Below are 12,055 nucleotides of genomic sequence, written 5' to 3'. Positions count from 1 at the left end.
AGGTTTTAAGCTGCCCAACGGGCAGAACGGATTATGGCCAGATAATCTAGTAGTCTTAAGGTTTTTTTTGATTCTTGCTCTAGAATCCACTCTCCCTGCACATAGGGGGCGATCGGAGCGGGAATGCTGGCGGCACTACCTAGTTGCTCTGGGTCGAGCCATTCCATATCTCCCAAACGTTCCACCCCTAAACCGAGGATCGTTTCCTCTTCTTCGATGGCAATTATGGGAATTTCGGCTCGATCGGTGTTTAAGGGGCTGCTATCCCCCAAAAATTGCCCTAGATCCGCCACCCAGATCACTTGACCCCGGAGATTGATCGTGCCGAGGAGCAAGGGTGAAGCATTGGGAATGGGGGTAATGCGATCGAGTGGTTGCTGTATCACCTCGCCAATGCCCACGGCACTCAGGGCAAACTCGTCCTGAGAGGGTAGATAAAATCGCAAGTACAGTTCACCGACGGGAGTTTCTAATTCCTGATTGTCGGGGGCGATATTTTCAGCGTTACCAGTAAAAAAATCGGCGTTGTTAAGCATCAGTTTCGTTCTCTTGCAATTAATAGTTCGGGTGGCGTTTTTAACTGTCTTGACCTATGCCATAGTTAGATTGTCCCCGGAAAGGGCAATTTTATCGGCGCAGCAGTTGTTTAATCGTATAAATGAACTCAATCGGTTCAAAGGGTTTGACAATGTAGGCATCGGCTCCGATTTTCATACCCCAATAGCGATCAAAGACTTCCCCTTTTGAGGAACAGATGACCACCGGGATATTTTTGGTTTTTGCATCCGACTTGAGACGACGACACACCTCGTAACCATTCATGCGGGGCATGACGATATCGAGAATGACGAGATCGGGATTGCCTCTCTGGATATATTCGAGGGCTTCTACCCCATCCGTGGCGATCGTGACCTTAATGCCGCTATTACGGAGCAGACCACAGATCAGTTCCCGTTGCGTTTGGCTGTCTTCTACCAGCAATATTTCGCTCATAACTCCCTACCTAGCTAGGCTGCCAAGGACAACAATGGCAAAAGATGCCCGATAATAGCTCCCGTTGACCCGATGCTCCGAAATTGCTCCCATTTTTGCCTCCAACGTAATCTGAAATTTATTGGGGGTTTTCCCCCTAAACAAGGACTTGATTGACTCTTTCGGGTTTCATCTCTATAGCTCCCCATTCCACTGGCTAACTACTCTTAACGGAGTTGAAAGCTTCCTCTTTCACAGGGGATTGCCTCAAGACGGACTTACGCCCAGTTTTTGGTCTTACAGCCCCTCTATAGGCAGTATCGCGCTTTTCCTAACGACAAGCTCCGTAAGGCTTCATTTCTGATATTTATCGCCCCTTTGATGTCCCGGTCATCAGTTGTCTGACAATATACACAAGTCCATGTTCTAATATTAAGGGACAAACTACCCACTTGATTTAGACAGACATGACAAGTCTTAAAACTAGGGAAAAACCTATCAACTTCCCTATAGGTTTTTCCTTGCCATTCTGCCTTGTATTTGAGCATTGGACAAAACATTCCCCAACTACAATCCCTAATGGCTTTAGCTAAATTATGATGGCGTACCATGGCTTTAACCTTGAGGTTTTCTACAGCAATAACTTGGTTTTCGTTAACTATCTTAGGAGATCGCTTGTGGAGAAAATCCTCACGGCCTCTTGAGATTTTAGAGTGAACTTGAGCTACTTTCCCTCTAGCTTTTTGACGGTTGTTACTTCCTTACCTTTAGAGATATGCCATCTTCCCGATAGATGCAACCTAACTGTTACGGTACTTGGTTCACAACCTTCTGGGATTTGCCGTGACCATCTAATTGCTAGTGGTTCTGAGATTTAGCTAAATAAATTTGTCCATTTTTATATTGGAAAGCAGACCTAGTAAATTGTGCACTTCCTCCTTGATGTTTTTGCTTGAATTTAGGATAGTTGACCCCACCCGCAAAAAAAATTAGCAAAGGCGTTTTGTAAATGTCTTAGTCCTTGTTACAAAGGGACGCAACTAACTTCATTTAAAAACTCTAAATCTTCTGGCTTTTTCCAACAGCTTAACATTGAATAGTTTGGGAATATCCGATTTTTTCTTGTCGTTCGTACCATCCTTGAGTTCTTTCATGGAGAGCTTTGTTGTCAACCAATCTTACACAGCCTAAGATGCGTCGCCAGAGCGATTCTTGTTGAGAGGTGGGGTAAAATCGAAAGGAATAGGCTTTTTCCATAGCTCACATCTTAACACATTTTTCTCTGAAGTGTTAGACTGAAAAAGTCGAGCCGTCCTTCTCCGACGGGGTTTCAGACCCAAAATTTTCGCTGAGGGAAACCCTGGCGCGAATTACTTCGCCCCTTGAAAAGCCCCATGCCATGGCACTAAGCGCGAGGGAATTCTGCTGACAATAAGTTAAAAAAGACCAGCCAAGAGATTTTTTTTCGGGTTTGGGGGTTGGGTGTGAGGTTTTAGGGTTTTAGAGGACATTCCCCAGTAAAATACTGCAAATCTCGATTTCATTGCAGCTTCCTTCCATAATTTCTCGGAATCTACCCCAATAGACCCTATTTCTTTTAGTCTAGAAGAAGCAGTTATCTTAATTGTCAGGTAGGAAGTCTCGGGTTTTGGGGAAGGCTGGAACCGGGGAAGGCTGGAACAGTAGCTGGTGGTCTGGGGATGATGCCCAATGCCGTCATACTTCCTCTTGATCAGAAACGCTCTCTTACCTCCTCTTGTCACTAATAATAAATCTGATAAGCTAATTATGTAACATATTTTTCGCTAAGCTTGACTGCATTTCAACTAGCCCTGGAGATTTTTAGTACAAAAGGTCTAGCTTTCTATCTTTGCTTCTCATTCTCAGGCCGTCTTAACCGATAATTTAGATGTGTGGTCAGCTGATGAGATTGACTGCCAAATTTTTTGAGAGTAGCACAGTGAATTCGCTCTGAAAAATCTCCAAAAATTTTCCAGTGGGGAAGAGGGAAAATTGAGAACAAATGTATGAATTAAAAAGAAAAACTCCCATGATAGAAATGAAAAAATTTTTGGGATCGGATGGTTACACTGAAACCATAGACAGGCCGCTCCTACCCTCGATCGCCAACTCTTTCTAAAACTGATGACAAAAACTTTTATTATAGAGGACGACTACTCGTGCTATACCTTGCAGAAGTAAAAAAACAGACTAGAGGTTTTATCGGTGGTTACAAAACCGAATTGAAACTATTGGCCTGTCAGCATAAGGATCAGACTTGGAGCGCCATACCGGAGGAAGATATCTTAACCTACGACGAAACTAAGCCCTTGGCTGAAGGTGCGCTTCTCTTGGTCAATTTGAGCAATAATCGTCAACTGCAAGGAAACCCGGAATTAGCGGCAGCGGAGATGGTGCGGCAACTGCAAAAGATTTCCCGTTTGATGGAGCGTAGCAAGAAAGATCAAGAGAAAATCGAGCAGTGGAAACAATCCCTCACCTATCAAAGCGAGATTCTCAACCGCCAGAAAATGGAAATGGAGGCAAGAATCGAGCAAATTGAGCAAATAGAAGCAGAATTCGAGTATTTAGAGCGCAAAAGACAGGAACTGGAAACTCTAAAACAACAATTAAACGAGCAACAGCGACAACTGGAAGAAGGACAAATAAATGACAACTTCTCCCCCAATCTTTCCCTGGAACAACAACAATTTATTCGCTCTCTAGCGGAGCGTTTAGCTAATAATCATGATCCGGGCAATTCTCCCTCACAAATTCTCTATTCCACTCTTGAATCCGTGCAGGGACAACAGACAATTTTAAATAGTTGTTGGCAGAGTTTAGAGGAGCAGAAAAAAGCTGTAGAAAATCGTCAGGTTGCCAACGATGAAATGCTCGATTATCTCGAACAAAGAGCTAGGGAATTACAGACGAGTCGCAGTGGGTTGGAAACGGCTAAAATACAATTACAAATACAAGAAACCGTTCTGAGTCACAAACAGGAATTATTCGAGCGCCTTAACCTCACCCTACAAACCACTGATTCTACTCGACAAATGCTCCTTCGTCTCCTGCAAGGGGAAGAACTAGATTTTGATGATAAAATCGATCTAGAAGCTCTTGAAAAAATGCCTTTAGAAGAATTGGAGAGCTTAGTTAAGAACTTACAAACAGACCTCAAGCGCTGGGAAATTTTTGTCAACGACCAAGAGGAAGAATTAACTCTCCAATGCCAAACCGTGGAAGAATTAGAAGCAAGAATGGCCACAATAGATGAATCCGAGCGAGCTAATTTAGAAGCAGAATTAGCCGAGGAACAGGAAAAAAAAGCAATGCTGGCGGCCACTTTGGTCGGACAAAGACGTAATCTCCAGGAAAGACAAGCTATTCGCTCTCAACATCTGAAAATTCTGCAGCGGAGACAGGGTATTTTATCCCCAGAAGATGCCCAAAAATGTAGCTTTGAACCAGTATTAATGCTGTTGGCCGATAATTATCAAAATAATCTCCAAGAAAGTCAACGTTTAGCAGCAGAAATCAAGCAACTACAAGAGGATTTACAAAAAAGCGGCGATATTATTGAGGGTCAATGGTCGGATTTAGCGCAAAAAACTCGTGAATTTGAAGAACAGGAGCGACAATGGCGGGATGCTAATCTGGCATTATTGCGTTTAAAAACTCAGGTACAACAGTACGAAACTTTCCTGCAACCCGTGCAGGATCATCTCGATCAAATCCGTCAACAACTAGAAACTATCTGCCAGTGGTTGACACCTATGAAATCTAATGGTAGCGCCTATCATTACGCTATTAACAGTTAGGCTTAATTGGGGTCTGCGGCAAAAAGTTTTTCGTGGGGGCAGGCTTCGGCGTGAGCTTTTGTCGAACGCTCAGTCGGGCCGTGGTCAATTGTGGCATCCCTCTTGGCCATGGTGGCGGCAATGGTGATCGCTTTTTAGATAAAAAAAACTGATTGATGGGGTTAAAGTCCGGCAAAATTGGCAATCAATGCCGAGGAAAGATATCGATAGAATGCTGGTGACAGGGTCAGAAATTGCGATCGCATTGATCGGGGAAATTAAAGCATGAGTATTAGTGTAACGGGTCGGGTAAAAAGAATCGAAATAGGCACAGGAACTTGGGCATTAATTGCCGATAACGGTCAAACCTACGAATTAATGGAACCGCCCGCCGAATTAACCCAAACAAAGGCAAAAGTGACAGTCATCGGTCAAATTCGCTCAGATGTGATGACTATGGCCATGATCGGGCCGGTTTTACAAGTGACCTCCTTTCAATCCCTGCCATGAAGCCGCAAAATCCTGTTTAAAAACGGGTAAAAACCACTTTTTAAGCCTGTAATCTCGAAAAATTGCCGTAATTGTCCCTCAGCTATCCCAGAAAGAAAAATTGTCAAGAATACCCTAATGTTTGATTTTTTCGGGAATAATCTCGAAATTTTGAAGAATCATACTACAATGGACAGCAACTTGGTCTTAGGAACATCGGCATAACCTAAACCGATCTGTCTGATTGGTTTAACTCGTAGTTACCTAAGTTGGCGTGAGGAGAGGACTGAATGAATTTGCGCGATAATGCTTTAACGATTCTGCAAGAAACGAGTCGAACTTTTTATATTCCCATAAGTCGTTTACCGGATCGTCTGCTCGAGGCAGTAGCCTCAGCTTATCTCTGTATGAGGGCGATCGATGAAGTAGAAGACCATCCCGACCTAGATAACTTCAGTAAATCTCAGATATTAAGACAAATTAGTCTGAATTTACAAGCAGGTACCGAAAATTCTACCGAAGAGAACTTTGCTTTTGGCTTAGTCCATCGGGAGATTTTGCCGGAAGTAACCCTGAGAATTGGCGAATGGGCTATGTTAGCACCGGATTCGATCGCCCCCCGGATCTGGGATGCCACGGCGGCCATGGCCGATCGCATGGCCTACTGGGCTGGGAATAACTGGGATATTCGCACAGAAGTGGAATTAGATCAATATACCTTTAGTGTGGCCGGTGCCGTGGGTTTATTGCTGTCTGACCTCTGGAATTGGTACGATGGCACCGAAACTAATCGCAGTTATGCCATCGGTTTTGGCCGGGGTTTACAAGCGGTTAATATTGCCCGCAACCATGGGGAGGATCGGCGCCGGGGGGTAAGTTTTCTGCCCCAGGGTTGGACAATTACTGATATTCATAATTATGCCCGTCGTAATCTGAAATTAGCCGATTATTACACTCAATCGCTGCCGAAAGGGCCAGCCCTTGATTTTTGTAAGATTCCCCTCGCTTTAGCCCATGGCACTCTCGAAGTCCTAGCTTTAGGGAAGGAAAAACTCAGCCGCAGCGATGTTATCGCTTTGGTACAACAAATTACCCGTTAGAGGAAATCACAATTAAAATTGCCCACGATCGCTCTTCCAAAGTCAGGAATCACAAGCGTGGGCAAAAAACCGGTGAAGTTCAGTAACTTAGAACAAACCGAGAGTTAAAGATGTATCGATGGGGAAAGTAGCACCAATACCTAACCAAATCGTGACCACAGTACCGAATAGGAAGATAGCGGTGGCGACGGGACGACGGAAAGGATTTTGGAATTTATTGACGCTTTCAATAAAAGGAACTAACATCAAGCCTAGGGGAACGCCAGCCATGCAAGCGATACCTAAGAGTTTGTTAGGAAGAATGCGGAGAATTTGGAAAACGGGATAAAGATACCACTCTGGCAGAATTTCTAAGGGAGTAGCGAAAGGATCGGCAGGTTCACCGATCATGGTGGGATCCATAATCGCTAAACCGGTGCAGAGTCCGATCGTACCGAAGATAACCACCGGGAAGACATAGAGCAGATCGTTAGGCCAAGCGGGTTCACCGTAGTAGTTGTGACCCATCCCTTTAGCCAACTTAGCGCGCAGAGCGGGATCGCTGAGATCGGGCTTTTTTAATGTGGACATGGATAATGTCTCCTAAAAATGATTTCGGATCGACAGAGATATTTTTCTGAATTATAGAGGCCCAGAAATGCCTTGTTTACGGATCATCAAGAAATGTAGCAACATGAAGACCGCGATCGACCAGGGTAGTACAAAAGTATGTAAGCTGTAGAAACGGGTTAAAGTTGCTTGACCGACGCTTTCGCTACCGCGCATCAGGGTGACGAGTTGATCACCGACGACGGGAATAGCAGCAGGTACACCGGAAACAATTTTAACCGCCCAGTAACCCACCTGATCCCAGGGTAAGGAGTAACCGGTGACACCGAAGCTAACGGTGATCACGGCCAGGACAACCCCAGTGACCCAGGTTAATTCCCGAGGTTTTTTGAAGCCACCGGTCAGGTAAACGCGGAAAACGTGCAGGATCATCATTAAGACCATCATACTGGCAGACCAGCGATGGATAGAACGAATTAACCAACCAAAGTTAACTTCGTTCATGATGTACTGTACCGAGGAGAGGGCCTCTGCTACGGTGGGTTTGTAGTAGAAGGTCATGGCGAAACCAGTGGCAAACTGGATCACGAAGCACACAAGGGTGATGCCACCCAGACAGTAGAAGATATTGACGTGGGGGGGAACGTATTTGGTGCTGATATCATCAGCGATCCCTTGAATTTCTAAGCGTTCCTCAAACCATTGATAGGCTTTAGAATCCGTTACTTGTTTGGTAAACATCGCGTAACCAGTAAGAAAAATGAAAGATTTAAGGTGTGACCTTTAAAAAATGTAACACAGTTTTCAGGGCTAATTCTCGCTCCGGTCAGGTTTCTCCACCGGTGGGGATCAATTGGCGATCGCCAGCCCCGAAAAACGTAACTTCCTAAAATTTCCCTTAAAATGTCTCCTAGACTACAAAAAATCGGGCTAATTGTCCGACACTGGGAATAGGTAAGGTATGAAATGAGGTCAGCGTGCTATTAAATACCTACGATCCCGAAGGCTTCTACGACGAACTATTCTTAGATGATGGTCAACCTCGTCCCCACTCGTCCCCTTTAATCAAATGGTTGCAGAATCTGCCGCCCCAAGAACTTCAACAACACCGGGAAACCGCTCAGTCGGCCCTGTTTGAATTGGGGGTGACTTTCAATGTCTATAGCGACAATCAAGGGGTGGAAAAAATCTTTCCTTTTGATATTATTCCCCGAATTGTCTCGGCTGAGGACTGGGATTATTTAGAAAGAGGACTGAAACAACGCATCAAAGCTCTCAATCTTTTTCTCTCCGATATCTATAATGACCAGTTAATCATTAAAGATGGCATTATTCCCCCCGAATTAATCGCCTCGGCGACGGGATTTCTGAAACCCTGTCTGGGACTGAAACCCGCCGGAGGTATCTGGTGTCACATCACGGGAACCGATTTAGTCCGCGATAAAGATGGTCAATGGTATGTTTTAGAGGATAATTTGCGGGTTCCTTCTGGTATTTCCTATGTCCTGGAAAATCGTCGGGTAATGAAAAGCACTTTCCCCGATATTTTCCAGACAATGAATGTTAAACCGGTGGATGATTATCCTTCCCATCTGTTGGAAACTCTCCTCAATTTAGCCCCAGCCCAATTACCTAATCCCACCGTGGTGGTTTTAACCCCCGGAACCTATAATTCTGCCTACTTTGAACATTCTTTTATCGCCCAACAAATGGGGGTAGAACTGGTGGAAGGGCGTGATTTAGTCGTCTTTGATGGTTATCTACAAATGAAAACCACCAAGGGATTAAGACGGGTAGATGTGGTCTATCGTCGCCTCGATGATGACTTTTTAGATCCGGCGGTTTTTCGTCCCGATTCGATGTTAGGTGTACCCGGATTATTAAAAGTTTTTCAGGAAGGCCGCGTCGCTTTAGCTAATGCCCCGGGTACGGGAGTCGCAGATGATAAGGTTATTTATGCTTTTGTCCCGGATATGATTCGTTATTATCTGGGAGAAGAAGCGATTTTAAATAACGTTCCCACCTATCTTTGTTGGCGAGAAAAGGACTTAGATTATGTCTTAAATAATCTCGATAAATTAGTTGTAAAAGCTGCCAATGAGTCGGGAGGTTATGGGATGTTAGTCGGTTCTCAATCCACCCCCGAACAAAGGGCAGAATTTGCCCCGCGCATTGCCGCTAATCCCCGCAATTATATCGCTCAACCGGTGTTAAGTCTTTCTCGGGTTCCCACTTTAATTGACACGGAAGTTGAAGGTCGTCATGTGGATTTACGTCCCTATATTCTCCATCGTGGCGATGAAATTTATGTGCATCCCGGGGGGTTAACTCGCGTAGCTTTGAAAAAGGGTTCTTTAGTGGTTAATTCTTCTCAAGGTGGTGGCAGTAAAGACACTTGGGTTTTAACCAAGTAATCAGGACAATAATCAAAATTTTGGTGGGTTACTAACCCACCCTACCCTTTTCTTTTTCCTTTTCACTTTTTCCTGGTTAATTATGCTTAGTAGAGTTGCCGATTCAATTTATTGGTTAAATCGCTATATTGAACGGGCAGAAAATGTCGCCCGGTTTATGGATGTTAACCTTAATTTAATGTTAGATATTCCCACCAGTGTTTTGCAGCAGTGGGAACCTTTGGTTTTAACCACGGGAGATTTAGAACAATTCAAGGAACGTTACGGCACAGCCACCGCAGAAAATGTGATCAATTTCTTGACATTTGACACGGAATATAGTAACTCAATTATCTCTTGTTTGCGCTGGGCGCGAGAAAATGCTCGGTCAGTTCGCGAGATTATTTCTTCGGAAATGTGGGAACAGGTTAATGGTTTTTTCTTGATGGTAAAAGATGCTTCCTCTTACCATCCTCAAACTACTTTACCGAACTTTTTTACCCAAGTTAAATTGGCTAGTCACCGTTTTGCGGGGGTGATGGATGCGACGATGACTCATAATGAAGGTTGGCATTTTGGCGTTATGGGAAGATTACAGGAACGCGCCGATAAAACCGCCAGAATTCTTGATGTTAAATACTATTATCTCTTACCTTCCGCCCAATGGGTAGGAACTTCTCTAGACCAAATTCAATGGATTGCTTTACTGCGGTCGGTGAGTGCCTACGAAATGTATCGTAAATGTCAACGACGGATTACTCCTAGTGACGTGGCCGAATTTTTAATTCTTAATCGAGAATTTCCTCGTTCAATTCACTTTTGTCTGCGGGAATTAGACCACTGTTTGCATCAAGTTACTGGTACTCCTGTAGGAACTTGGGGGAATTCGGTAGAAAGAAGTTTAGGGCGACTTTGTGCGGAAATGAGCTATCTAACTATCGAGGATATTATTGAAATGGGATTGCATGAATTCCTCGACCATATTCAAAAAAGAGTTAATGATGTGGGAATAAAAATGACAGAAACTTTCTTTGTTTTTAATCCCGAACTTGCCTCAACTCTGCCAGTAACTAACTTTCAATATCAATCCCAATTAACAACTTAATGCGTTATCACATTCGGCATCAAACTAATTATTTGTATAATCAACCCGTGATTTTATCACCCCATCTGCTGCGCTTGCGACCAAAATCCGATGGTGGGCAAACTTTGCGAGAGTTCACGCTCAAAATTAACCCAGAACCTTTAACGATAACTAATATTATCGACCTCGATGGCAATTCTTGTTTACAAATTTGGTTTAATCAACCGACGGAAGAATTATTGATTGATGTGGTGAGTGAAGTAGAAACCCATGGGGTTAATCCTTTCCAGTATTTATTGGAACCTTGGGCGACCTGTTTACCCTTTGATTATCCTATTTATCTCCACAGTCAATTACAACCCTACAGACAATTTTATGGGTTAGCTAATGACCCCGATGTGGCAGCATTAGCCCAAGAAATTATGCAGGAAACCGAAGGACAGGTGCTATCTTTCTTGTTTAATCTTAATGACAAAATTTACCGAAATTGTCAGCAAATTATTCGTATTACCGGGGAACCCTATCTACCCGGAAACACTTGGAAAAATAAGCAGGGTTCCTGTCGCGATTTTGTGGTTTTATTTATGGATGTGTGTCGCTGTGTGGGATTGGCTTCCCGTTTTGTCAGTGGCTATCAAGAAGGAGATTTAGACCAAGAAGAAAGACATTTACACGCTTGGGTAGAGGTGTATTTGCCGGGGGGCGGCTGGAAAGGTTATGATCCTACCCATGGATTAGCGGTGAGTGACCGTCATATTAGCCTCGTTTCTAGCCCAATTCCCCGTTATTGCGCGCCGGTAGAGGGAAATGCTCGACCGGTTAATCTCGGTCATCAAGTGATAGAATCTCAGCTATCATCGAGAATTGCCATCGATTTGTTATCTTGAGGATGATTCTTTATTGGAGTTACTAATATGTTAGAAATGGCGCAAGTTTGGACTAAAAAAAAGTGCGGCAAGTCGATGCTATAGCCCTAACTAGAACTGCGCTAAAGCGCAACTACAAACCTATCAGAAGCCTAATATTCCCAAAATTATCGGTAAGGCTTTTTGACAGGCTTGGGCAAGTTTGCTGGCAGGTTCCAAAGCTTTAGCAATTGTTTCAAGAAAATTAACCGCTCGTTGGGCTTTCTTTTGCAATCCGGCATCATCAGGATTTTGACTAGCTTGGGCAATCTTTTTCACTTGATTGGCGGCTTCGGCTTTTTCTTCTTCATCTAAATGGCTGTCAATTTCAATCGCCTGGGTTACTTCTTGCAGTAAAGCTTTAAGTTGGGCATTTTCTGGGGAAGCATCGGCTGCAATTTGGTTAATGGTATTAGTTACATCGCCGATGATTTCGCCGAAATTGACGGCGGAATTATTAATATCGCGGATGGTAATATTTTGGGAACTGTCGTTACTGTGGCTCATGGCTTTTGCCTCTACATGGATGGGACGGTTGGCGAGGGTTTTGGTAATTTCCATCATATCAACACTTTGTTGGCGATAGATGGCAATTTCCGTATCTTTGGCGGTGAGTTGTGCCTTATATCTGAACTTCCCCCCATACATATATACTACAATAGCCGAAAACCCTTATCCATCAATGGATGCACCCCCTTAACTTTTCTTAATGTACCCATGTAATTTGTAACATTTCTTAATGGACAAGAATTCTCTCCATTTG

The 12,055-nt window shown here is 43.9% G+C and carries 11 protein-coding genes and 1 pseudogene; 6 read left to right on the top strand and 6 right to left on the bottom strand.

Features of this window, described 5'->3' with window-relative positions:
* Positions 1-5: 5 nt before the first annotated feature.
* The 3 genes and pseudogenes from ACE1AQ_RS05960 to ACE1AQ_RS05950 all read right to left on the bottom strand — a co-directional run bounded on the left by ACE1AQ_RS05960 (position 6) and on the right by ACE1AQ_RS05950 (position 2,229).
* Positions 6-536, bottom strand: a complete 531-nt coding sequence (locus ACE1AQ_RS05960) for a chemotaxis protein CheW (RefSeq protein WP_008202348.1) — start codon at positions 534-536, stop codon at positions 6-8.
* Positions 537-627: 91 nt separating this feature from the next.
* Positions 628-993: a response regulator transcription factor gene (locus tag ACE1AQ_RS05955; protein ID WP_110545202.1), complete on the bottom strand. Its 366-nt coding sequence runs from the start codon at positions 991-993 to the stop codon at positions 628-630.
* Positions 994-1,189: 196 nt separating this feature from the next.
* Positions 1,190-2,229: pseudogene (locus ACE1AQ_RS05950) on the bottom strand (RNA-guided endonuclease InsQ/TnpB family protein).
* 923 nt (positions 2,230-3,152) lie between these two features.
* On the opposite strand from ACE1AQ_RS05950, the gene hmpF reads away from it, so the two are divergent.
* From hmpF to ACE1AQ_RS05935, 3 genes are all read left to right on the top strand, one after another.
* Positions 3,153-4,793: a pilus motility taxis protein HmpF gene (gene hmpF, locus ACE1AQ_RS05945; RefSeq protein WP_110545204.1), complete on the top strand. Its 1,641-nt coding sequence runs from the start codon at positions 3,153-3,155 to the stop codon at positions 4,791-4,793.
* 264 nt (positions 4,794-5,057) lie between these two features.
* Positions 5,058-5,282 (top strand): hypothetical protein, encoded by a 225-nt coding sequence (locus tag ACE1AQ_RS05940; RefSeq protein WP_008202331.1) that lies wholly within the window; start codon positions 5,058-5,060, stop codon positions 5,280-5,282.
* Between the two features lie 269 nt (positions 5,283-5,551).
* The gene (locus ACE1AQ_RS05935; RefSeq protein ID WP_008202329.1) at positions 5,552-6,361 is read left to right on the top strand and encodes a squalene/phytoene synthase family protein; all 810 of its coding nucleotides are present in this window, start codon (positions 5,552-5,554) and stop codon (positions 6,359-6,361) included.
* 87 nt (positions 6,362-6,448) lie between these two features.
* Here the strand turns inward: ACE1AQ_RS05935 and petD are convergent, their stop codons facing one another.
* Both petD and petB read right to left on the bottom strand, forming a co-directional pair.
* Positions 6,449-6,931 carry a cytochrome b6-f complex subunit IV gene (gene petD, locus ACE1AQ_RS05930; RefSeq protein ID WP_004267928.1) on the bottom strand — a complete coding sequence of 161 codons (483 nt, stop codon included), beginning with the start codon at positions 6,929-6,931 and terminating at the stop codon, positions 6,449-6,451.
* A gap of 51 nt (positions 6,932-6,982) precedes the next feature.
* The gene (gene petB, locus ACE1AQ_RS05925; RefSeq protein WP_002738970.1) at positions 6,983-7,651 is read right to left on the bottom strand and encodes a cytochrome b6; all 669 of its coding nucleotides are present in this window, start codon (positions 7,649-7,651) and stop codon (positions 6,983-6,985) included.
* Positions 7,652-7,887: 236 nt separating this feature from the next.
* Between petB and ACE1AQ_RS05920 the strand changes: the two genes are divergently transcribed.
* The 3 genes from ACE1AQ_RS05920 (at position 7,888) to ACE1AQ_RS05910 (ending at position 11,274) form a co-directional block, all read left to right on the top strand.
* Positions 7,888-9,324, top strand: coding sequence for a circularly permuted type 2 ATP-grasp protein (locus ACE1AQ_RS05920; RefSeq protein WP_110545206.1), 1,437 nt, complete (start codon positions 7,888-7,890; stop codon positions 9,322-9,324).
* Positions 9,325-9,406: 82 nt separating this feature from the next.
* The gene (locus tag ACE1AQ_RS05915; protein ID WP_110545210.1) at positions 9,407-10,408 is read left to right on the top strand and encodes an alpha-E domain-containing protein; all 1,002 of its coding nucleotides are present in this window, start codon (positions 9,407-9,409) and stop codon (positions 10,406-10,408) included.
* A complete protein-coding gene (locus ACE1AQ_RS05910) occupies positions 10,408-11,274 on the top strand; it encodes a transglutaminase family protein (protein ID WP_110545212.1) in 867 nt (288 codons plus the stop codon). Before ACE1AQ_RS05915 ends, ACE1AQ_RS05910 begins: the two co-directional genes overlap by 1 nt.
* A gap of 123 nt (positions 11,275-11,397) precedes the next feature.
* On the opposite strand, the gene ACE1AQ_RS05905 is transcribed toward ACE1AQ_RS05910, so the two are convergent.
* Positions 11,398-11,940 carry a hypothetical protein gene (locus tag ACE1AQ_RS05905; protein ID WP_253257742.1) on the bottom strand — a complete coding sequence of 181 codons (543 nt, stop codon included), beginning with the start codon at positions 11,938-11,940 and terminating at the stop codon, positions 11,398-11,400.
* Between the last annotated feature and the right edge of the window lie 115 nt (positions 11,941-12,055).

Source organism: Microcystis sp. BLCC-F209 (genome assembly GCF_041928595.1).
In the GTDB taxonomy this organism is placed as follows: Bacteria; Cyanobacteriota; Cyanobacteriia; order Cyanobacteriales; family Microcystaceae; genus Microcystis.
The sequence above is the reverse complement of the archived record's forward strand: the minus strand, read 5'-3'. Positions and strand labels throughout refer to the sequence as shown.